The organism is Nitrogeniibacter aestuarii, from assembly GCF_017309585.1.
Taxonomy (GTDB): Bacteria; Pseudomonadota; Gammaproteobacteria; order Burkholderiales; family Rhodocyclaceae; genus Nitrogeniibacter; species Nitrogeniibacter aestuarii.
The window spans coordinates 1,560,270-1,583,077 of the sequence record NZ_CP071321.1 but is presented as its reverse complement, the minus strand read 5'-3'; the positions used below and the strand labels follow the sequence as shown (position 1 = coordinate 1,583,077).

The window sequence follows — 22,808 nt, the reverse complement described above, 5'->3', positions numbered from 1 at the left end:
AAGCCGCGCGTGTTAACGAGGACACGAACGAAGAAGCCATGATGGAATGGTACGACGACGATGAGCCGGTCACCTGCGAGTGGTGCAGCTGAGGCGATCAACGTCCCCAAAACAGAAAAACCGCAGCAACGAGGCTGCGGTTTTTTTATGCCCTGACCGAGAGCTGACAAAGTGAGCGCTTCAGCTTGCAGGCGACGACGCCACCTCGGGCTCGCGCGCCTCCTCAACCTTGTCGCGATAGGTTTCCAGCAGATTCTCCAGGCGAACGCGACCAATGCCCGTCACCGGTTCCTGTTCGCCCAGCGCTGAAAATACGCCTTTCTCCTCATAGGCTTTCAACAGGTCTTCGGCGGCACGTGCCATCTCCTCGTTGTGCTGTCGGCAGGTCATCAGTTGAGCCGTCTCGCGGGTCAGGGCGGCCTCCGCCTCCAGCCGGCCGCGCGTCTGCACCTGCAAACGCCCGCGCGTGTCTTCGTGAGCCAATCGCTCCGTTTCAAGCGCTGCTTCCAGTTCGGCGACATGCGCAGAGAGGCGCTCACGCTCCACCCTCAGATACCCGACTGAAGCCGCCAGCTTGCCTCGCTCTTCGCCAATGGTTTCCAGTTCTCCGGCCAGCGCATCGCGCTCGGTCTGCGCATCTTGGGCCGCTGCGGATGCTTTCGCGGCCTCTTGCTGCGCGTCACGCGCCATCTGCATGGATTCGCGCACCTGTAGGCGAAGCTGGCGAATCTGCTGCTCATCGGCAGCCCACGCAGGCGCTGCAGCGACCTGCATGAGCACAAGCAGGCTGATCAGTGTCTGTCTCATGCCGCCTCCTCAGAATTTGACCGCGAGGTCGAGCTGCAACGTATCCTGCCCGAACGAGTCGCCCGAACGCAGTGTCGGCGATGTGATCGTATCCGCGGAAGCGTACTTCAGGCCCAGGGCGGTGTTGTGATCCAGGCCGTAACCGAACCCGAGCACGAAACCCCTGAGGTTGGTGCCACCGCCACCGAAGTCGGAATCCGTGAAGGCATCGAGCAGTGCATCGCTACCCACGCGCTTGTACACGATAGACGCCTTCCAGTCACCCCGGTCCTCGATCTTCGCCTGTCCCACACTGATGCCCAGACGCCAGGCGTTGGCACTGGCGTCGCTGACGTCGAGCCCGGTACGACGCTCGATCTCGCGCTTGTCGAAGGCCGTGTTGTAGACATAGTCGGCCGACAACACCACCTGCGCGGGATGCCAGTAGTCCAGCACCCAGGCCCCGGTCAGGTTCAGCGGGCGGAACTTCGATGCCAGTCCGAAGTAGATCGGCTGGGAGATGTCGTTGCTGGCATTCGTTTCAAAGAGCGTGTTGCCCTTCTGCCGGAGGCCACTCTCGTACTGGGTGCTGCCATAGTCCGACGTCAGGACAATCTGATTGGCCCCGGAAATCCCCAATGCCGTATTGGGTTCGCGCTTGCCTTCGAACTGCCTGAAGTCGTAGAGCGCGAGACCAAAGCGCAACTGCTGCCAGGGCGCCACGTCCCATCCCGCACCGACCTGGGCGCCGATGAGGCTGCGCCCCTCGGGCGCCGAAGGTGGATCGTCTGCGCGAATCGGAAAGTAACCCACGGTGGCAAACGGACGGAAGCGGGCGCCGCGCTCCTTGTATTGCCAGCTTGCGGCCACGCCCTCGAAGTTCAGGTCGGTGTCCCACATCAGGTCGGTCGAATACCACGGGTTGGGAATGCGCCCGCCCGTGAGGCTGATCGAGCTGACCGGCTGGAGCTTCACGTAGGCCCGTTCGACCAGAAAATCGTATTTATTGAGGTTCTGCCCGAGCGTCTGATTGGTGGACACCCGGTCACGCGTATTGCCCGTGCTCAGCCGTAGCCCGGCGCTCACATGATCGGTGACATCGGCGAGCACGCCCAGGCGGGCACGCACGCGCCAGCGCCCGATATCCTCAAGCGTGTTCGCTGCCGGCACGCCGTTGCCGTCCACCGTCGCGAAGCTGGCCGCCCGGGTCGCGCCGTTCTGCGCCGCCAGCACATAGTCGGCGGCCGGCGTATTGGCCTCGGCCATGTTGTCGGTCTGGTAGCGCAGACGGATGTCGCCCTCCACCTTGATGCGCTTGATCCATCCGGGCACCGCATCGGGTTGGGCCCAGCCTTCGGCCTGCGCCTGGCTCACCACCTCTTTCTTGATCTGCTCGCGGATCTCCTGGCGGACTGACTCGGGCACGTATGTGACGCGGATCGTCGATTCGTCCAGCGGCTTCTCGGCAATGGTCTGCGCCGCTTTGCGCCGGGCCTTGGCCAGCATGCCGTCGGCCTGTTCGCGGCTCAACACGCCGGCCTCGACCAGGGTATCGATGAGATTGAGCGTGGTTTCGCGGAGCATCTCCAGCTCATGGCGTTCATCGACCGCAGAGGCCGGCATGGCGAGAAGCGCCAGGGCGACACTCATCGCGAGTGGGGCAAGTCGTTTCATATCTGACCTTTGATGTCTTTCTGATTCTGTCTTTGGCTCAGCCCGTCACCCGGTTGGTGATGCGCAACTTGACGGGTTGAGGCATGTTCTGCGGCGGTGGCTCGCCCATGTTCGGCAACCCGGCCATGGCGGTGCGCAAGGCGCGGTCCGTTTCCGCATCCCCCGTGCTGCCCACCAGCTCCGAACGCACCAACCGGCCGGATGCGTCCAGCCAGACGCGAACCACCGCGCGAAAATCAACACCCTTGAGTATCTGGTCCTGCTGCAGGCTGCCCTGGATGTGGCGCTGGATCAGGTTGGTGTAGAAGCGGAACTGCAACCCGTTGCCGCTGCCGATATCGCCACCCGAGTACTCCTGGGTGACTTCACCCGACGCAAAGGGGCTGGGACCGTCGCCCGCCTCACCTTCCATCTTCAGTTGCGGGTCTGGTTCGGGTCTGGGGGCGTCGACCGGCTTGGGCTGATCCACCTTCATCGGCTTGGTTTCGGCCTTTGGCGGTTCCGGCTTGGGCTGCTCCTTGGGCGGTGGTGGGGGCGGTGGCGGCGGCGTATCGGGAATGATGGTGATCCTGGTCACCTGGCGCGCAGGTCGTTTGGCATCGCTGCCCAGGCCCTGGACGAGATAAACCAGACCGGCCGCCAGCCCCAGGCCGAGCACGGCCAGCACCCCGACCCGGGCATAGCGCTTCCACGAAGCCTCGACGATGTCGTCTTCAGCCAAGCCGCTCATGTGCCGATTCGCGCCGTGATGAGCCCGAGACCACTGATCTGCAGGCGATTGACCAGATCCACCACCTCGATGACGCGGGCGTACTGGGTGGCCGGATCCCCCTTGACCATGACCGAGAGCTTCGGGTCGCGCGCCTTGGCCGCGAGCAACTGAGACTCGAGCTCGGGCAGGGTCACCCCGATGCCATTGATCATGAACCGCCCCTCGGGCGAGATCTGCACGATCTTGGTCTCGTGCTTCTCCTCACTCGGTTTGTTGCTCGGCTTGGGCAGATTCATGGTCAGCCCCTGGACCGAGGCGGTGGTCATGATGATGAACACCACGAGCAGCACATACGCCAGGTCCAGCATGGGCGTCACGTTGATCGAGTCGTAGGGTTTAGCGTCGTCGTGTACCTGCATGGTCGTCCCTATGGCTGCGCACGCTTGGTGACCAGGCCCACTTCGGTGATGCCGAGCTTCTTGCAGATCTCCAGGGCCTGCATCACCTTGTCGTACTGGGCCGCGGCGTCGCCTTTGAGCACCACCGGCAAGGCCGGATTCATGGCCTTGAACTGGGCCAGACGGGTTTCGAGCTGCGCCATGTCCACCGGGTAGGCATCGAGAAACACGTCCCCCTGCTGGGTGATGGTGATGGCGCGGGTCTGCGGCTTGGCGAGGTTCTCGGCCACCGAGGTTTCAGGCGAATCGACCTTGATGCCTTGCACCGATGCGGTGGTCAGGATGATGAAGACCACGAGCAGCACATAGGCCAGATCCAGCATGGGCGTGACATTGATGTCGTCGTACGGCTGGTTGTCTTCGCGAACGTCACCGGCCATGACCGCTCACCTTGCGTACATTTCTGCGATGCGCGTGATCAGCTCATCGACAAAGATCTGCATGTCCGCCGAAATGTTCTTGATGCGCGACGCGAGGTAGTTGTAGCCAAACAGCGCCGGAATTGCGACCGCCAGCCCCGCCACCGTCGCCAGCAGCGCGGCAGCAATACCCGGCGCAATGGCGTTGACGTTCACATCGCCCGCGGCCGCGATGGCGGCGAAGGTGATCATCACGCCCACCACGGTACCGAGCAGCCCCAGGAACGGGCCGCCGGAGATGGCGATGGTCAACACCACCATCTTGGAATTGAGCTTGTGCGACTCGCGCACCAGATCCGCATCCACTGCGGCCTTGATGGCGTCGATCGACGCACTGGATATATCCTGCTGCCCGGCGTCGAGGCGTTTCTGCAACTCGCGCACGCCCGCCGTATAAAGCCGGAACAGCGAAGAATTGTCGTGCCTGCGCTGTGCGTCGATGCTGAGGAAATCCGTCCCGGCATCGCGAAAACGCTTGAGGAAGGCACGATTGTGGCTGTCGATACGGCTCACCAGCATCGACTTGAGCACCATCACCACCGCCGCGAGCGCGAACATCACGCCCAGAATGATGATGACCACCCAGGCATCGGTGGTGAGGTTCTCGACCAGAATGCCGAAGTAGTTGTGCCCGCCCTCCTCGGCCACTTCGCCGTTGTCCTCAGTCACCTTCACGAACTGGCCGTCGGGCCCTTCCGCCGCGGCGGTGAGTTTCACCCAGTCGGCACTGCGCACGGTGGACGCGATCTGCAGTTCATCGACGAGGCCGGAAAATCCCTCACCCACGATCACCGGTGCCTGTTGCAAAGGCAGCGCAGCGGCGCCGGCGGCCGACTGCTGGCCATCGAGATAGAACTTCACCTCGCCACTGCGCGCGGTCACGACCACATGCTGCCAGACGTCAGGGGTGATGCTGCCACCCACCAGTTCAGCCTCGGGCGTGCGCAGGGTGAGCACGCCATTGTCGATGTCCAACCGCACATCGCCCTGGTGGTAGAGCGTGCCGTCGGTCACACCGGCATCTGGCCGCACCCAGAACGAAATCGTGCTGCCCCGGGCATCGTCCATGGCCAGACTGGCCGAGGCGGCGATCTCCAGGGTCTGCGTGCCGTCGAAACGGGCGCTCGGCCCCAGCAGGCCGGCCGGTTCGATGGCGATCGGTGCTGCGACCACGTTGCCGTTGCCCGTGGCATCCTTGATGGCACCATCGAGTTCGCCGAAATGAAAGACAGCCGCCGTGCCCGGGTCGAAACTGGCAGCGGCATCACCCGCGGCATCGGCGCTCACATTGCCGAAATACAGATAGACCCGCTGATCGGCCATCAGTGGCGCCACCTGGGGCAGCTGCACCCAGATCAGCGCAAGCTCTTCGGTCGAATCGAAGCGCTCGACATGGAAACTCAGCGGCGTCAGATCATCCGCCGCCATGACCCGCAGGTCGGCGCCGTCGAGCTTCGCCCCGAGAAAATCGAAATTCCCGCTGTGCAGGCGCACCGGAATCGTCAGCCTGGACACGGCGCCCGAGGGTGCCACGCCGGTTTCAGCAGAGGTATCGACGACGATGGCGCGACGGGCGGTCCACGACTCGTTCCACCAGGCAAACGCGGTGGCGGGCAAGGCAATGGCAAGCAGGAGAACAAGAAGTTTTTTCATGGCTCGGGGTCATCAGACTGAGCCCGACATGTTGTCGATGTCGTGTTAAGTCAGCCCGACGCCATGACGCGTGACTGATAGTCAGTTCGGACTACCTGAAAGTCACAAAAAAGAACCCCGCCACAGGCGGGGTTCGATCGGTCGGGCAGTGCCCGGTGCAGGGGACATGAAAACGCTTACCCGCCTTCGTTTTGACGACACTCATCGGCGTTGCGGTCAGAACCCTCGCAATCGGGCCCCACCGCCAGCACCTCGACGGTCAGCAACGAGGACAGTCCCCCCTGGCCGGCGGCAGTCGGTTCCGACTCGATCAGGTCGTTGGCTGCAGCGGCCGCATCATTGGCCGGATTGCTCACCGAAGCGACTTGCGGCACAGACGGCGCTGCTGCCACGTTGCTGGAACCCGCCGAGACGATGAGATCGGCGCCCTGCACGGCAATCGCACCCAGTTCGAGATTGCCGCTGGACTGGATGCCCGCCTCCCCCGCGTCGATGATGCCCGCCGGGGCATACAACCGCACGTTGCCGCCGGAGGTAATCGACGCATCGGTGAAGATGGTGGCAATCCCCGAACCCGAGGTCGCCCCCTGATATTCCAGTTTGACCGCCCCGGTGAAGCGGTCGATGGTCAGCACGGGCGGCGGCGCCGACAGCGCCGTGCGCTCGCCACTGCCGGCACCCACATCACCGGTCGAGGCCCACATCAGGATGTCGCCACCGTCGAGCGCGAACACCCGGGACTGATTCACCGCAATGCTGTCGTCGACCAGGATGTTCACGTCGCCCCGGGTGGCCACGATGCCCAGCTCGGAAGCCGACTTGGAAAAGCCCGCCGGCTGATTCACCAGCCCCACGTCAAGGCTGCCCCCCGGCACGAGAATGTCCAGATTGCCGCCATCTTCCGTCTTGACCTGACTGAACACGAGACGGGCGTCGCCGTTGATCCCGAAGGGCTTCGACAGCCCTGCCAGATCCAGCGCCTCGAAACCTCGCGCGTAGAGCGTCTCCGAACTCAGTTCCGCCGCCGAGTATTTGCCCGGATTCGCTTCAGCATCGGCTTTGACCACTTCGGCTGCACTGCCAGCCGCGATCAGCTCCTGCCAAAGAACCTGGTAGCGGAAGCGGTCCAGATCGCGATCGCCGGCCGACGCGGCATCGGCCGGCAAGCCCCGGCGGGTGGCGTAATCGGACCACTGACGCGTGTAATCGCGATCACCCGCACCGTTCAGATAGGTGCTGATGAATGCCTGACGGAGCCAATGCGAGGCAAATTCGATCTGAGCGGATTCGTCCAGCGTGGCGAACGCGGCCACCGCAGCATCGGTATCGGCCACCGAATGGCCACTGGCATTGAGCCAGGCGACAAGTTCAGCGCGGGCCTCCGAACCCGGCGTCAGATACCGTAACGCGAAGGCACCGGCATCGATGGTGGCCGGACGCCCTGCGATCACGCGCACATTGGCACCGCCATCGGGCAGCACGGAATGCACCGAATTACCCACCGAGCGAATGCCCTCTCCCGTGCCCAGATTGACATCACCGCCGGCACGGACAAGCAGCTCGCCGGGGCCGTGCACAATGATGCCGGCGTCACTGAGCAAGCGGGCGTTGGTCGCTGCTTCACGCTGTTCGGTCACGACGATGTCGCCACCGGCCTCGACACGGGTGGTGTCGAGGTGATCGTCATGCGCAGTGATCAGGCGCAGGTTTCGCACATCGCCACCTGCCACCACTTCGGCTGCCTTGGAAATAACGAAACTGCCGGAAATGTCGCCGTTCACAGCCACGATGCGCGCCGGATCGTCATCGCCGGCGTGCAAGGCCCTCGTCAATCGATTGGACGTGGTGCGCACCGCCCCTTCCGAGGCCACGAACACCTGGCTGAAATCGTCTGTCTCAAGGGCATTGGACAGGCTGCCGATCAGGCTGGCATCCATGTCATACATGCGCAGACCGAAAGCCTGCCCCTCGGCCACCTCGACCGACGTTCCTGCCATCAGCGCCAGTTGTCCGGACGGTGCCGGCATCATGTAGGTGGGGGCGCTGCCCGAGTCCAACACGACGCTCTCGAGCATCGAAATCACGGACACGGATGCCGGAAGGAGCTGGAACCCGATCCACTCCGCGCCCAGATCCTGGGCATCGTTCAAAGCGACAGACGAAGCCGCGATGGCCAGACCGTTGCCCACGAACTCCTGTGCGGGATTCCCCAAGGTCACCCCACCGGCGGCAGAACGAATGTCGACGGCACTGTCCGCGCTCATGCTGCTGAACCTGAGCCGACGGGATCCGTTCGCGGCCACCAGCGGGAGCAGTGCGGGATCCATCACCGACTGGACGGACACATTGCCCAGCGCGTTGAGGGTCAGTTGCGCGTCACCCACATACAGCATGGTCCGCAACGCAAAGACGCCGTCGGCACTCGTGCCTTCGTGTTCGTTACGTACGCGTCCATCGACACGAATCGTGCCGTCGCCAGCGCCCAGCAGATAGTCTCCCCGCACGAGATCGCCGCCGGCCATCACATTCAGCGTTCCGCCCCCCCAGGTTTTCACACCTTCGGAGGTGGTGGCCACGCCGGTCTGAGGCACGGCCACGGCCAGATCAACGAGATTACCCCCCGCCGTCACGCTGACATCCCCGCCACCCAAGGCACCGATCACCTGCGCCACGTTCGCGAACTCGACCCAATAGGCGGGGCTCTCCGTCACCCGAGTGCGCACGACTGCGCCCTGGCGCCACAACCACTGCGACGGCGACAACGGTCCGGCCACGGCGAGTACGTCGCCGTCCGCATGCACGTTGACCGACCCGCCATCAGTCGTGAACACGGGGCTCAACCCGCTGCCGCCGCGCCCCCCCGTCACTTTGGCGAAGGCCGGTACATCGGTGACCAAACGGCCAGCGCTGTAGATCGCGTTTCGGCTTTCCGGCAGGAGAACATTTCCACCGGCCGCAATATCGATGTCGCCAGTCCCGCTGCGAATGAGCGCCGCCCCCGACAGGCTCAGATCACCATCGCCCGCCACAGCCAGCGCATCGGCGGCTGACAGGTCGGCGCCGGCCACGATCCGGTAGTCCCAACCATCCGCCCGGGTCGTGACGGTGCTGCTGCTCGCCGAGGCGAAGCCGTCGGAAATGGACTGCGCCACATTCACGTCGCCCGCTGCGCGCAGGCTCAACAGCCCGCCAAGCTCGTCTGCGTTTCCGAATCGCCAGGTGCTTCCGTTCCCTGCGTTGAAATCGAGGTTCGAGGCCAAGGTGATGTCACCAGTCGCCTGCGCATCGATGCCGGGCGTCACATTGACCGCCACACCACTGCTGCCGGCGACACGCGTGGCGATCGCCTGAGCGTACTGGTTGTGCAGCGACTGCAGACTGCCCGATACCCGGGTCTGCCACAGGGCGTCGACGCTCAGGTCGCCCGTGGTTCGCTGCACGATCATGGCGCGTGCCTCCACCGCGGACATGCCGGACAGGGAGGCGCCGCGGTTCTCGACATTGATCGTCGAGTCGGAGGCCCGGGCCACCACGGGCGCACTGAGGATCAGTGTACCTTCATCCATCGCATTGCCCTGGGCATTTCGACCCGCTGTCATGACAACGGCGCCAGCATCGAGCGCAATCCGGGTGTCCGTCTCCCCGGCGGCGGTGTCCGCACTCACCGCCAGCTCGACCCGGCCGCCCGAGCCATCTGCCCCGGTGGCATTGGCGAGAATCTGGCCATTGAGCGCAACCTGCCCGCCCTGAGCGCCTGCGCGACGCGCCGCCAGTTGCACTTCACCGCCATCAGCCCCGCGGGCGTCGATGACACCATCGACCGTCACGTCGCCCCTGTCTGCCCCCAGGCTGACCGACGCGGCCTGCAAACGCGTGGCGGCGCCGAGCACGAGGTCGCCCTCGCGCAAGCGAATGTGACGCCCCTCCGTGAATTCGTGGGTCGCCGCGGCCAGCGCGTCCAGGCTCGACAGCTGGCCGAGGTCGGCCTTGAAGACGCCGCCTCTTGCATCGGCCGACCCGGTCCCGGCCAGCAGCTGACCATCGAGTGTCGCCGCCCCCTGAATGGCCGTGACCACCAGCGTGCCCGCGTCGGCATCGACCTGACCGCTGACATCCACGGTCGCACCGCTGTCGACCCTCACATTTCCGCTGGCAATGAGTTCGACCGTACCGGCATCGAAGGCGACCTGCGAACCATCGAAGTTCCGGACAAGGCTGGCCACCGAAAGATGAGCGCCATCAACCAGCACCACGTCGCCCGAGTTCGCCTCGAGTGTCAGGCGCCCGCTGGGCAGCTCGACGGATCCGCCATGGAACACGCTCGCCCCGGCCAGACGCAGGCGACCGGGCGCAGCCCCGAGTTCCGCCGCGCCGTCAGTCAGGTTCGAAGCATCGACCCTCAGGACCCCATCGGCTTCGATACCACTGTCCGCCCCCCCCTCGGCCACCATGGTCGGCGCGGTGATAAGCACATTGCCCGCAGAGGACAATTGGCCCGAGCCAGCGAACACCATGCCGCGCTCCGCACTGAGCTGGAGCCCCTCGGTGGCATCGAAGCCACGAATCGAGGAACCACCCTCGCCCACCGTCACCACCCCGGCGCCGGCCTCACTGCCAACCGCGCTGACCTTGAGCACCCCGCCATTGCCGGTCAACTCGCGCGCGCCCGCATCGCTGAGGGTCGTCCCCGTCGTGTTGGTGAAGGTCACTGACCGGGCAACGATCCGGGCAACACCGCCGACCGGTCCGGTCCATCCCACGCGTGCCGAATCGAAGGTCAACGCGCTGAGTGGACTGACGTCCGAACCCAGATCGACCGACTGGGCAAAATCGATGGAGGTATAGCTGCGCAGGACGATGTCGTCGGCGCTCGTCAGACTGCGCAACGCATCGTGATCGAGCCCGACGCCTTGTGCCGGATTGGCATCACCCAGGGTGATCCGGTCGGCGCCCAGCGCGAAAGCGCGGCTGTCGATATGCGCCTGACCGCTGATCGAGGTGCTCAACGTGGCGTCGATCTGGACGTGCTCGCCGGTCAGCCGTGCATTGCCGACACTGGCGACGCCCGCCAGGCTATTCGTCCCGGTCCGCGCGACGCTGACACCGCCGTTGGCCACACGCACCAGTGCGCCGTCACCGCTTGTCGTCATGCCGGCGTCCCCGATCGCGACACCCGGATCAGCTTCGATGCTGCTGCCATCCTCGATCCTGACGGTGTCCGTGGCTGCCAGCACGACTTCGCCAGCGCGCAGCGTCTGGGGCGAATCGAGGCTGACCTCACTCGCGCCCACCTGCAGCGTGGTATTGCCCTCCCTGTCGATGTCGCGACGCCCGCCGATGACGATGCTGTCCGCGCCGGACGCATTGAGCTGATCGACTGAAATCACCAACGCATCGGCCACCGGCGCGCCGATGGCAATCCGGTTGGCATCGATGTCCAGCAAACCACCCCGATCGGTCTGGTCCTCCACATCGAAACGAATGTCACCATCCAGCGTCAGCGCACGGGCTGCTGATGCGACCAGCTGACCGGCGTCCTGCGTGCCACGCGGGCGCACACGGCCGGCCGCGTCAGCTCGCTCGGCAAAGAAGGTGTCCGCGTTCGTCTCGACAAATGCCGAGCGTTCCCGCGTCAGTGCGCCGGATTCGACCAGCCAGCGCGAAGTGCGATCATCTCCCTTCCCTGCGGCGGCCTCGGACAGGGTGCCCGCAATGACCGAGCCACCAAGCGGCATCCGTGTGGTTTCGCTCACCAGCATGTCCTGACCCGAGAGCCGTGTGACCGTGTAGGCGCCGGGCAACAGTGCGTAATGGCCCGGCAACAGGACATAGGTGCCCGCCGGCACGCCGCTGCCGGCGCCCAGCGTGATCGTCGTTCCGGCCGGCAGGTCGAATCCCGCCTCATGCGCTGCGTCGATGGGCGCGTAGCTGCCATCGTAGCCGGGCAGGATGGCGTAGGTGCCTGGCCGGGCCAACACATCCGTTGAACCGCCGGACCCAGGCGTGAATTCGTAAGTCAGCAGTTCCCCACCACCAGACAGGTCGACCACCGCCCCGGTCTGGATGTCCACTGCCGACGCTTCGAGTTTGACCACCTTGCCCGGCGCGGTCGCAAGCACGTCGCTCGAACCGTCTGCGTAAGGCAAAACCCAGTCGCTGCCCTCGAGCAGGCCGAACAGGATCGAGGCTCCCTCACCCGAGGTCGAGGTGATGCTGCCGTCACGCAGGGTCAGGGTCTCGGCGGCCGAGAGCGTCAGTTCGCCAAACGGCGCACGCACGACGCCCCCCTGGTCAATGAAATCGGCCGAGAGGGTCAGCCTTGCGCCGGCAGACAGCGGGGTGTCAGGGACATGCCCGGTCCCGTCAATCGTCAAGCTTGCCCCCGGCGTGACCAGATCGACGTCGAAGCTCGTATTCGTGCTGGCGTACACCTGGCGAGCCGTGACATGGGCATCGCCGGCAGCGGTGAGGCTGCCCGTGTAGATGCGCTCGCCGTTCGGCTGCACACCGCTCAGGCGCAGGTCTTCGGTCAGGGCCACGTAGAGCGCGTCAAGGTTGTCAAAGCCGACCTGACCGGCCACATCCATGGTGTTGCCCGATACGGTGAGCACCCCGGCGCCATCGCCAACGCTCCGCGCCACCTGATCGTCCTTGTCGTCATAGACGAAAGCCACGTGCGGTGCCTCGATCCGCCCCTCGACTCCATCGCTGACAGCCACCACCGGCGACTCGATGCGCAGGGACTGCGTGGCCGATAGCGCGCTTTCCGTTTCCAGTCGAACGACGTTGTCGCTATTCAGGGTCACGTTGTCGAACCCGGCCGCGGAGAGCGACGCCGGAGTAACGTAGGCTGTGGCGATCAGCTCACCCGGCACCGCCTCACCCACCTGCCAGGCGCCGAGCGTGGGCAGCGAATCGACGACGCGGATCACGCGTTCGCCGGTCGGGTAAGCGATGCCACCGGTACGCAGGGCAACGGCATCGTTGTTATCCCGGTTCAACCTCAGATGGAAACGGCCATCGCGGGCAGTGGCGTCGCCACCCCGGGCTCTCATGTCCGAGGCAATCAATCCACCCTCGCGGGTGCTGACGTTGATCACCCCACCGGCACTGGCGACCGTGAGGCTTGCCCCATTCCTCAGGTTGACGCGATCAAGGACACCGTCCGCCTTCAGCTGGCTTCCGCTTTGCGCAATGACGTAACCCTTGTTCGCCGTGAAGTTGATCGTGCCCGCATCGAACACGCTCCCGGAACGCTGTCCCAGGACGTTGGAGAAGACCCGCGAATACCCCGAGACATCAACCGACGCCGCGCCGCTCAGGAAGATGCCCTGATCGTCAAAATAGCCCACGTCGCTACCATTGCTGTCCACCGTGTCGGCGATCCTGAAGCTGACATCACCACCCGCGGCCTGAATCGATGCCCCGACCATCACCTGGCGGCCGGCAGAAAACGTGACTTCACTGCCCGAAGTGGCCCGGATGGCGCTGCCGTCGTTCAACAGCACACGCCCCACACGGAGACGATCCTCAGGTTCGGGCGACGGAACATCCTCGGGCAGGCTATTGGCGCTCAGGACCAGTTGCGCCGGATCATCGACAAACGCGTTGACGCGCGCCATGGTCGAACCGGCACGAGCCTCGGACGCGCTGCCTGCCGTGGCATGGGCCCGGCCGAGACTGCGCACCGATCGCGCCAGATTGATCCGGCTATCGGCGCCGACTTCAACGGCCCCCCAGGTGGCCGTCAGAGCGTAGCTGGAGAATCCGCCCTGGGTGAATAGCCCGTCGTCGAGCACGAGCGACTCGCTCGAATTGGCGGTGCCATTGACCACAATATCGTCGGCCGTCAGGCTGAGGGCACCGCCGCCCCCGGTTTCGGTGCCGTACTGGAAGGCATAGCCCATCAGGTTGCCGCCGAGCGTCACGCCGCCATCCAGCGCACGCCCACCGGTGTGCGCCAGATTGATCGCCCCGGCGTCCCCTGCCGTGAAACGGCCACTGCTATCGACGGCGCCACCGCCGGACACGTCAATCACACTGCCGGTACCGAGCACAAGCGCCGTGGAGGCCGATAGCGTGACCTCGCCACCGTCAAGCGCCATCAGGCCGGCATATGGAGAACGGCCGGTCAACAGCGCCAGCGAATCGTTGACCCACAGCCCGCTGGTGTCGATCGCAACCCCATCGCCCACGCTCACACCGCCCGCCGTGGATGACGCCGCGAGTTCAAGTCCGGCCCCCCGAATGGAGCGATTGATCGCGATATCGTCAACCGCCGTCAGCGTCAGCGATGTCAGTGCTGGCAACGACCAGGTCGCTGCCGCTGGGATCGAAATGCCTGAATTCGAGTAGATCTCGATGTTCTGAAATCCCGAGGCAACCAGCCGTGCCGGGTCGAGACTCAGTGTGCCGGCGCGCGCACCAAGGCCGGCATTCAACGGGTCGGCGTGAAACGCGGCTCCCAGCGCCTCGCCCGCAGCGAATTCAACCCCGTCGGTTGCCAGGTCACCATTGCCGATGGCGCCCCCCACGATCAGCGAGCCGCGCTTCGGCGCCGCCGCACCCCGTTGGCGCTGGTAGAGCCCCACACGAGCCGTGGCATCCACATCGCCATCGAGCACCGCATTGCGGGTCACCACCTCGAACGTGCCACCATCAGCCCCCTCATCGTAGGTCGGGATTGTGGTGCGTTTCGTCGCGATACTGGTGTAGATGAGATCCGGGTCAGCCGCCTCGATATCGAAGAGCAGACCGTTTGCGCTCAGTACGGTGGTGACGATATCGGCCGAAAGGAATCGCGTCCAACCCCCCGAGACGTTGATTTTTGCCCCCGTGTCGACGACCACATCCCCCTGGGATAGCAGGCGCACCGTGCCTCCATCGGTGCTGCGTTCCTGGATACTGCGCTTGACCAGTGCAGCGTAGCCCGACAGGTCGGCAATGCGCAGGACGCCGTCACGCGCCTTACCCAGGTCGAAGCTACCGTCCTTGCGATACAGAATACCGTTGCGCTGCAAGGGGGCATCTTTCAACTCGGCACGCAGAAACTTCACGTCGATCTGATTTCGCGCCGCGCTGACCGTGGCGCCGACATCCTCGCCTCCCCGCATTCCGGAGACGTCGATGCTCGCCCCCCTGGAAATCACGATGCGGGCATCGCTGCCGGTTTCACCCGGCACCAGCACGAAACCCGGATCGACATCCTTGACGTCGATGGGGCGCTGGTTCAGGCCGGTATCGCCGAACGACAGCCGCTGAATGCCGTTCTCGAAATCAAACCGCGTGGTAGCGATCATCGACACGGTGCCCGAACGCGCGCTGATGCGTGCACCGTCTTCCAGCAGGATCTTGCTGCCGGTCACCGAGACCCGTGACGCAGGCGCGTCCACGCTGTCGAGCAACGTGTCGGTCCCGGCATTTTCGATCCCGACCTCCACCCGCCCTGTCGAGCCGATCGTCACCTCGCCGGCCCGGTTCGAATAGGCATAGTTATAGGCCGCCGCATTCGGGTCGGTCTGGGCCTTCACCGAGTCGCGCCCCTGCAGGAACACGGAGCCCGCTCCGGTGGCCCCCGTGCTGGCGGCGATCTTGCCATCGACCTGAATCGCATAGGCGGCAATACTCACGTTGCCACGCCGTGCGACCACCTCGGCTGCCTCGTCGATGGTGACCTTTCCATCGCCGTCGCTGTCGCCGGTGCTGAAGTTGGGATTGAGCGGATCAACCTCCACCAGAATGCCGCGCAGGTTTTCGTTCTCGCTCGCCGCCAGATAGACCTTGGCGCCCGCCGCAATCACGGCCTGGCCGCCGGGGGTCTGCACCTTGCCGGCCACCTCCACGGTCGGCGCAAGCAGCATCACCCGCCCACCGTCAACGCTGTTGATGGTTACGCCCTCGCCCACCACCACTTTCGCCGCCTGAAAGACTTGCTGCGCGTCGGCGACGGTCGAACCGTCGTAATTCGCGCTGTCGAGGAAAAAGGCAGGATTGTTGCCCGCCTGCGGATTGTTCAGAAAGCCGGCCTCGAACAGGTCATCGCTGATGTTCAGCGCCGAGGCAACCAGCGAGGCGACATTCACCGTCGCGCTCCGGCCGAACAGGATGCCATTGCGGTTGATCAGATAGACCTGCCCGTTGGCTTCGAGGTGGCCGTAAATTTCGCTGGCGCGGCTGTCCCAGATGCGATTGAGAATGGCCGCAGAAGAGGACGGCTGGTTGAAACGCACGGTAGCGTCCCGGCCCACATTGAAGCTGGACCAATTGACCACGGCCTTGTCGGAATGCTGGTCGATGCGCATCACCGCCCCGCTGGTGACTGGCGCGCTGACACTGCCGCGGCTCACGAAGTCGAGGCGCGGCACCGGCAAGGCATTTGCCGCCGGCTCGGCGAACGCGGCCACCGAAGTACCGAGCAGCACAGTAGCCAGCGCTGCCGCCACACCGCTCGATGCTCGTTTGCCACGCGCGCGTGCCGTCTCGGGCACTGCCTGCCAGGCCCCAACACGCTCGTTGAACACCAGTCGAAAACGATTTTGATTCATGACGCCACCACCCAACGCCGCCCCGGGGCGACCAACATCCAGATTGATTTAGAACTCAAGCCCGACGGACACATGCAACCGGTCGTCACCCTTTCGGGTTTGCGGCCCGTCTCGCAGCGCATGGGCATAGTCCATCGCGGCCGATAGAAACTTGCCGGCCTTCGCTCTAAGGCCAACGCCGACCCCGGCCAGCACCTGGTTCTCCACTTGTCCGTCCAGTGACTCCTGGACATGCACCCAACCGGTCTCATAGAAAGCGAGCGCATTGACCGCCAGCGGCCAGGCCTTGGGGGCAAAGCCGGGTGAGGTCAATTGCAGCCCCAGACGTGCACCGTCGTCACCCAGCGCTTCGGCTTCGAGATAGCCGCGTACGGAATCCACGCCGCCGACCGCAAACTGTTCGCTTGAAATCAGCGGGCCGCTGGCGAACTGGGATGCCAGGTCGGCGTTCAGACGCCACTGTCCCAATGACTGGCGGATGCCCAGATCGACGCGCCCGGTCATGAAGTTGCGATTGGCCCCCGCGCGGCGACATTCGAATTGATCCACCGTGGCAATGCCGTCGCAGTCCACGTTGTTGTCGGTCAGACCGCGCAGGCCAATGGTGCTCCCCACCCCGAAGACCCAGGTCCGGTCGCCTCCCGGCAGCGCCGCGTTGTACTGAAGTGCAAGCGGCATGTAGATCACCGGCTTGTCGCTCCGGTCTGCACCAACGAGACCACTCGTTTCTTTCAGGTGCTTGTAGTCGACACCCGCCGACACCGAATGGAACAGGCCACTTTGCCGTGCGGGCAGCTCAATCGAGTAGCGCAGGCCCACGGTGATGCCGTTCCCCTGCGACCCGAAATCCTGTGCGGTGACCACATTGCTGTTGGACTCGACCGCAAACACCGTAAGCCGCCGCCCCTGGCCGCCCAGCGGCATGCCATAGACCAGGGAGTACACCTCGACCTGATCGGTATCGAGCGGCGAATTGATGAACCTCAGCCCGATGCTGTGCTGCGCCTGCCACAGGTTGTCGTAGCGCACGGCGGCTTCGAGACGACGGGCCGAGGTATCGGCACTCTGACGGTTGGACAACTCGATCGAACCATGCAGGGGGAGTGTGTCTTCGACCTGCAGTTCCACTTCCATCCGTCCGGGGTCACGGCCCGGGCGCAACACCGGCGTGACGGACATGTCGGCCCGTCGCTGCAAGCGTCCCAGATCCTCCTGCAACGAGGGGAAATGCGGCACCTTGCCGGGCGCAATCGATTCGGCCTCGGCGCGGATTTCGCTGGGCAGGTTGTATTCGGCGCCCTTGACCCGGACGCGCTCGATGGAGGCTTCGGTCACTTCAAAGGTGAACAGAAACGCATCCCTCGCCTGCTGGGTCCAGGCCACCGGGCGTACCTGCACCGACAGGTAGCCCTCCGCCTCGTAGGCGGCGGCGAGCGCGTCACGCGCCGCCAGCATGTCGGCCTCCGACTTGTCCGGGCCGAGAAAGGGGTATATGGCGCGCTCGACCGTTGTTTGCGGGAGCACGGTATTTCCTTTGACCTGGATCTCGGTAAGGATGAATCGCTCAGGCAGCCCCTGCGCCAGGCTGAGGGCAGACCAGAAGAACACGAGGGCACACACATGGCGAAGCCAGGTGGCCGATCTCCGATTGGGCATCAGGACGACGTTCCGTTTTTCGTTATATCGATCGGGTCTCGACCAACGTGCCTTCAAGGCCATCGAGCACCCGGCAACTGAAAGAACAACGAGCCTCTTCAGAAAAGAGGCTCGTTGCAGGGGCACCCGAAGGCCCCCCTTTAGTCACGCAAGGCGGGTATCAAGTACCCGCCACGCCGGGCGAATTACAGGAACTCGACCATGGCTGCGCAGCTGTTGCCACCGTTGGTAGCACGGCCGATCACACCGCCCGGGCCGGTGTAGTACGTACCGCCGTTCGGGACGATGTACAGACCGGTTTTCGGGCTGGTCTCGTTACCCAGCTCCGCCGTCAGGGCCTTCAGGGCCGTGTTCTGGTTCACCGGGGTGATGGTGGTTTCAGACGAGGTGTGCAGCACCATTTCCATGGCGAACTGATATTCCATCTCGATGGTGTTCTTGCGCTGACCCGCATCGGCATGCACCGCTGCGCCGTCGAGCTTCAGCCACTGCCACTTGTCGGTGGCCTCCGGCACGTTCTCTGCAGAGACCACACCGATACGGAACTTGGAACCGGCAGCCGCCGTTTCGCCGTCGCCTAGACAAGCCTTCACGTCGGACGTGCCGGAGCCTTCGATGACCACATACTTGCCAACGGAATCAGTCGGCGTGGAGGGCTCATAGCCAGCAGCTGTGCAATTCTTCTTCAGGAAGAAGGCATTGGAGGATGCCTGAGTACCCGAGGTGACCGGACGACGGCAAACGATGACATCCTCGTCCTGGCCATCACCGGCGGTGCCGTTTGCGGAAGAACCCAGATCCAGCACATCCCAGCCGTAGAAGGAGCCGATGGAGCCCGCGTTCTGCTTGGCTACGAGGGTGGCGTACTCTGTGCGGGAGATAGAAGGGGTGCAGGCGGCGGAGAAATCACCCGCTGCGCAACTGATGCCCTGGGCCGCCTGGAGGGCATAGAAGAGCGGCAGCGAGGCGGCAATACCGAAGGACTGCCCGGCCAGTGCCTGAGTCACTTCGATCTTGTTGAGGTCAACACCAGCCGGCGGCGTGGCACCCAGGACGTCGGCAAACAGTGCCTTTTCGACGTCGGAGAACCCACCGTTGGAGCGACGCTTCTCGGCGGCGCAACCCGTGTAGGCCGTGCCGCTGCCCGAGCAGCCGGCCAGGGTGGAGGACACGAAGTTCACCTGCTGGGCGGCATCAGACGACATGCCCAGGATGGAGTTGAGCGAACCGCCCTTGACCGTGTGGAACATCACCACGGTCTGGCCAGCCCAGGCGGCCGGATAACCCTTGCCACCGGCAAGAATGCAAGCGTAGGCGTTAACGTCCTTGCCATCGTTGGTCAGGGTCACCAGGTCGGCCGGGGTGGCGCAGGCGTTCTGGAAGGCTTTCTTCACGGACGCCTTGGTAGCGGAGGCACCGGAGACGTTCATGTAACGGCCGGCGGCATAGGCCCCGGACATCTGTGCCATGGTCGGCACGGCAGCAGCGGCAGGTGCAGCGGCAGCGGCGGCAGCCACGGCCAGGGCGATCATCTTGAGTTTCATTGCATCAATCCTTTTGGTATTCGGGCAGTGCGCATCCGCTCGACCACCGGGTCGAGAAGATGCGTGAAGACAGTTGAATCAGCGGGCTGCGCGACGACGGGCCACGGTACCGATCAGACCAAGACCCGCCAGCATCAGGGCATAGGTCTCGGGCTCCGGCACGGGGGCGGTCACGTAGCTGAGCTGACCCGCGGCGCTCATGGAGAACTCGCCAGCGAACACTTCGTTGGTCACGTAAACGTTGCGGGCGGAGCCGGCACCCTGGAGGGCGTAGAAACCCAAGGAGTCGCCGATCAGAGCGGTCGCGGTGAAAGTGGACCAAGTGGCCCAGTTGTCACCCATCGAGGTGCCTTGGTATGAAGGCCCACCAACGTCGACGTTTGCACCATTTTCAACGAGCGCGTGATTACCCAGCGCGTTACTGTTGATTAGCAGGGTGTCTTGATTAACGAACTTCTGGATTGCCTGAGCCGTCATGGCATCGACGCCCGCTTGGCTGGTTGCCGTGGACACGAAATACTGATCGGTAATCAGCGAGCCCGTGCGATCACCACCAAAAACCATGAAGTAGGTGTTGGCCATGTCGTAACCGCTCACGGCGGCCCAGACGTCGGCGTAATCACCGCTGCTCAGGTCCCAGCTCATGTTGGCGGTCGCCGTAGCGGGGGTGAAGCTACCGGTATCGATGCCCAGATCGAAAATGGCGGAGACCTGGTTGGTCTTGTCCCAGACAGACAAAACAATAGAGCCACCGCCTGCCTCTTCAAAAGTGGTGATGGCAGCGTTGGCGGCGCCGGCTGCCGACAGGGCAAGCGCAGCAACCAGGGCTTTGGTCTTGAAATTCATTGTCTAACACTCCTTGAGTTTGCTCAGTTGGGGTGACCCCCGACTCCAATGAGAGAAGTCGGAGCCCATTCTCGTCAGCACGCTTTACAGGCGGTGATTATTGATATGTCATCAACGTAGTCCGTTGGCACTACCGCACTGGTCCATGAGAACGACATGCGCCACTCTAGGGATGTCGCATGTCGGCCCTGAGACGCCGGACACCTCCGGCAGATGGGCCGATAGGACTAGGCGCGTGGTTCGATGGGAAGGGATTGACGAACAGGCAGCGAGCGAGCGCCCGCTCGATACCGGTCAGGCCCGGGCGCTGGCCTGGCCGTTGAAAAGCCCGCCAGCCGCCGCCTTGGCAACCGCCTGTGCACGGTTGGCCACATCGAGCTTTCGCAGGATCTTCTGGACGTGGTTCTTGACCGTCAGCGGGCTGATCCCGAGGATCTGCCCGATTTCATGATTGGTCTTCCCGTCACGGATCCAGTGCAGAACCTGAACCTCCCGATCCGACAGGGAGTGGGGTTCGTGGGTGGTGCCCCGGCTGGCACTTTCGTTGGTGCAGACGCGATGCACTGCGGTATGCATGTGCGGCATGAGCAGTTCGGCCAGATATTTCTCGCGCCCGCTGGCCTCGGTCGGCGTGCGGACAAAGATAAACATCGAGTCGAACTGGCCGGCGCCGTGGCGCATTCCGTGGCATAGCAGATGCCCGGGCATCAGCCGTCTGAGGCTGTCGTGGGGGACGGACTGCTCGTGAAAGCTCAGGGGCGCATGATCATTGGCGACCCATCGAGAGACGATGGCCGGCACAAATCCGTTGATCCGGTCGGCGATGACTTCGTCCAGTTCGGGCGCCACGAGCGCTCGCGAGAACACTTCATGTCGCAAGCGCATTGACCCCAGATCACCGACAAGACAGATCATGGTCTCGTGCGGCAGGAAGCTTTGCAGCGCGCCCTGGGCCCACAAGAAAAACTGGAAGCGCTTCGTGACCTTGATCGAAGTGTCGATCGTGAAGAAGAGACGCTCCAGATCAGCAGTGTCGAGCGAAACCTGGTCACTCATGGCCAGAACCGGAAACGTTTGGAAATGAAATTGTCGGCGGTACACGTTGCAGTCGTAAGTCGGCCGCACGTCGTTGTCATGACTTCGCAACGCATATCAGTGCCCCTCGCTCAGGTCGCCGATAAGTGCGCCGTGAGCAATCAAGACCTGGGCTGCCATGGGCTGCCCTGCTGTGACCGCCCATTGCAGGGCGCTGCGCCCATCCTTGCCAACAGTGTTGACGCTGGCCCCGGCGCTGACAAGCCGTTCGATCAGCGCAATGTCGCCATGCCGGGCAGCGACCGACAGCATGGTTCGCCCATCGCCGTCGAAGGCGTCGATATCTCCGCCGGCGTCGATCAGCAGGTCGGCCAGATCCGCGCGACCGAGCGAAAGCGCCAGGCCGAGCGGTCGGTCGCCGCCGCTGTTTGAGCGATTGACATCGGCACCCGCGTGGATCAGGAGCGGCAGCAAGCTCGCCTCCTGGTTGATGACGGCAACGGTCAATGCAGTCTGGCCATCCAGCGCGCGCGCATCGGGATCCGCGCCCGCCTTGAGGAGCTTGCGCACCGTCTCGGTCCGGCCGGCACGCGCCGCCTCGACCAGCACACTGGGTACATGCTTGACGCGAGTATTGGGATTACCCCCTTCGGCCAGCGCGGCTTCAACGGCCTTCCAGTCGTGACTCTGAGCGGCGAGCGCCAGCTGATAGTCCAGCTGCCCGCGCACCGGCGTCTGCCATGCGGGCGCATCCGCGCGAATCTCGTCATAACGTGCTTCGGGTGCCGCCAGACGATTGCGTTGCGCAACGTCGTCGGCGTGCGCCATGGAGACACTCACGAGCAGAAACAGCATTGGAGACTTCAGGATGGGCATCGGTGGGCAGCAAGAGTGAAACCAAAGGATTCAAGCTGCCGAACGTTAGCCAATGAGTTTGACTGCGTCAGGTACCCGACCGTAGTCCGAAAGGACTAGTCGCGCTCAGGCGTCTGCGGCTGCTCGCCGCCTGAGGCGGGCATGACCGGCCTGAAAACCCACTCCCGATAGCTTTTCGCGGATTCGCCCCCCTCCCCCAGCTCTTCGGGGAGGTCGTGGGTCTTGAACGGAACTTTCTCGCTCAGACTGTGAATACCGACAATTTTCCCCTTGTCGCGGACAAGTCCCCAGTCCGTTTCACCGGTCATCGGATCCCGGTAAATGCGCCTCAGATGCCGTTGGGGTGTCGCAAACCGCCGGTCCTCGACCAGGACATCGAGCGACTCAGGCCATTGCTTTCCGGCATCGGGCGAGCGGTTTTGGTAGCTGGCTAGCGCACGGGCCATCTCCACCCCGACCGCAAGCAGTTCAGCCTCGCGTTCGCGCTGTGCCCGATCGCGCCACGTCTGGCCCAGGCCGGCAGCCAGCAGGCCAAGCCCGGCCACCACGAAAAGAATGAGCAGGTAGGTATAACCTGCCTGTGCGTGAGCGCGCCTCAAAGCACG

General features: G+C 64.1%; 13 protein-coding genes. All 13 read right to left on the bottom strand.

Going from position 1 to position 22,808, the window contains the following annotated elements; all coding sequences use genetic code 11:
- Positions 1-180: 180 nt before the first annotated feature.
- The 13 genes from J0W34_RS07295 to J0W34_RS07235 all read right to left on the bottom strand — a co-directional run bounded on the left by J0W34_RS07295 (position 181) and on the right by J0W34_RS07235 (position 22,802).
- Positions 181-807 carry a hypothetical protein gene (locus J0W34_RS07295; RefSeq protein ID WP_230971218.1) on the bottom strand — a complete coding sequence of 209 codons (627 nt, stop codon included), beginning with the start codon at positions 805-807 and terminating at the stop codon, positions 181-183.
- Positions 808-816: 9 nt separating this feature from the next.
- Positions 817-2,460, bottom strand: coding sequence for a putative porin (locus J0W34_RS07290; protein ID WP_230971217.1), 1,644 nt, complete (start codon positions 2,458-2,460; stop codon positions 817-819).
- A 37-nt stretch (positions 2,461-2,497) separates the two neighbouring features.
- Positions 2,498-3,190 carry an energy transducer TonB family protein gene (locus J0W34_RS07285; protein ID WP_230971216.1) on the bottom strand — a complete coding sequence of 231 codons (693 nt, stop codon included), beginning with the start codon at positions 3,188-3,190 and terminating at the stop codon, positions 2,498-2,500.
- A complete protein-coding gene (locus J0W34_RS07280) occupies positions 3,187-3,591 on the bottom strand; it encodes an ExbD/TolR family protein (protein ID WP_227816854.1) in 405 nt (134 codons plus the stop codon). Before J0W34_RS07280 ends, J0W34_RS07285 begins: the two co-directional genes overlap by 4 nt.
- Before the next feature lie 8 nt (positions 3,592-3,599).
- Entirely contained in the window at positions 3,600-4,010 is a 411-nt protein-coding gene (locus J0W34_RS07275; RefSeq protein ID WP_230971215.1) for an ExbD/TolR family protein, read from the bottom strand.
- Between the two features lie 6 nt (positions 4,011-4,016).
- Positions 4,017-5,702 carry a DUF2341 domain-containing protein gene (locus tag J0W34_RS07270; protein ID WP_230971214.1) on the bottom strand — a complete coding sequence of 562 codons (1,686 nt, stop codon included), beginning with the start codon at positions 5,700-5,702 and terminating at the stop codon, positions 4,017-4,019.
- 176 nt (positions 5,703-5,878) lie between these two features.
- A complete protein-coding gene (locus J0W34_RS07265) occupies positions 5,879-16,246 on the bottom strand; it encodes a two-partner secretion domain-containing protein (RefSeq protein ID WP_230971213.1) in 10,368 nt (3,455 codons plus the stop codon).
- A gap of 48 nt (positions 16,247-16,294) precedes the next feature.
- Positions 16,295-17,902 (bottom strand): ShlB/FhaC/HecB family hemolysin secretion/activation protein, encoded by a 1,608-nt coding sequence (locus tag J0W34_RS07260; protein ID WP_230971212.1) that lies wholly within the window; start codon positions 17,900-17,902, stop codon positions 16,295-16,297.
- Positions 17,903-18,087: 185 nt separating this feature from the next.
- The gene (locus J0W34_RS07255) at positions 18,088-19,446 is read right to left on the bottom strand and encodes a hypothetical protein (protein WP_227816849.1); all 1,359 of its coding nucleotides are present in this window, start codon (positions 19,444-19,446) and stop codon (positions 18,088-18,090) included.
- A 78-nt stretch (positions 19,447-19,524) separates the two neighbouring features.
- Positions 19,525-20,292 carry a PEPxxWA-CTERM sorting domain-containing protein gene (locus J0W34_RS07250; RefSeq protein ID WP_230971211.1) on the bottom strand — a complete coding sequence of 256 codons (768 nt, stop codon included), beginning with the start codon at positions 20,290-20,292 and terminating at the stop codon, positions 19,525-19,527.
- 294 nt (positions 20,293-20,586) lie between these two features.
- Complete coding sequence (gene epsA, locus J0W34_RS07245) at positions 20,587-21,348, bottom strand: XrtB/PEP-CTERM-associated transcriptional regulator EpsA (protein ID WP_227816847.1); 762 nt, start codon at positions 21,346-21,348, stop codon at positions 20,587-20,589.
- A gap of 96 nt (positions 21,349-21,444) precedes the next feature.
- Positions 21,445-22,182 (bottom strand): ankyrin repeat domain-containing protein, encoded by a 738-nt coding sequence (locus tag J0W34_RS07240; protein ID WP_230971210.1) that lies wholly within the window; start codon positions 22,180-22,182, stop codon positions 21,445-21,447.
- A 116-nt stretch (positions 22,183-22,298) separates the two neighbouring features.
- A complete protein-coding gene (locus J0W34_RS07235; RefSeq protein WP_227816845.1) occupies positions 22,299-22,802 on the bottom strand; it encodes a type II secretion system protein in 504 nt (167 codons plus the stop codon).
- Between the last annotated feature and the right edge of the window lie 6 nt (positions 22,803-22,808).

What these genes read in the sequence shown, in the direction of transcription:
- J0W34_RS07265 (WP_230971213.1), bottom strand. Translation starts at nt 16,246, where the DNA reads ATGAATCAAAATCGTTTTCGACTGGTGTTCAACGAGCGTGTTGGGGCC.
- J0W34_RS07260 (WP_230971212.1), bottom strand. Translation starts at nt 17,902, where the DNA reads ATGCCCAATCGGAGATCGGCCACCTGGCTTCGCCATGTGTGTGCCCTC.
- J0W34_RS07285 (WP_230971216.1), bottom strand. Translation starts at nt 3,190, where the DNA reads ATGAGCGGCTTGGCTGAAGACGACATCGTCGAGGCTTCGTGGAAGCGC.
- J0W34_RS07240 (WP_230971210.1), bottom strand. Translation starts at nt 22,182, where the DNA reads ATGCTGTTTCTGCTCGTGAGTGTCTCCATGGCGCACGCCGACGACGTT.
- J0W34_RS07270 (WP_230971214.1), bottom strand. Translation starts at nt 5,702, where the DNA reads ATGAAAAAACTTCTTGTTCTCCTGCTTGCCATTGCCTTGCCCGCCACC.
- J0W34_RS07295 (WP_230971218.1), bottom strand. Translation starts at nt 807, where the DNA reads ATGAGACAGACACTGATCAGCCTGCTTGTGCTCATGCAGGTCGCTGCA.
- J0W34_RS07280 (WP_227816854.1), bottom strand. Translation starts at nt 3,591, where the DNA reads ATGCAGGTACACGACGACGCTAAACCCTACGACTCGATCAACGTGACG.
- J0W34_RS07290 (WP_230971217.1), bottom strand. Translation starts at nt 2,460, where the DNA reads ATGAAACGACTTGCCCCACTCGCGATGAGTGTCGCCCTGGCGCTTCTC.
- J0W34_RS07275 (WP_230971215.1), bottom strand. Translation starts at nt 4,010, where the DNA reads ATGGCCGGTGACGTTCGCGAAGACAACCAGCCGTACGACGACATCAAT.
- epsA (WP_227816847.1), bottom strand. Translation starts at nt 21,348, where the DNA reads ATGAGTGACCAGGTTTCGCTCGACACTGCTGATCTGGAGCGTCTCTTC.
- J0W34_RS07255 (WP_227816849.1), bottom strand. Translation starts at nt 19,446, where the DNA reads ATGAAACTCAAGATGATCGCCCTGGCCGTGGCTGCCGCCGCTGCCGCT.
- J0W34_RS07250 (WP_230971211.1), bottom strand. Translation starts at nt 20,292, where the DNA reads ATGAATTTCAAGACCAAAGCCCTGGTTGCTGCGCTTGCCCTGTCGGCA.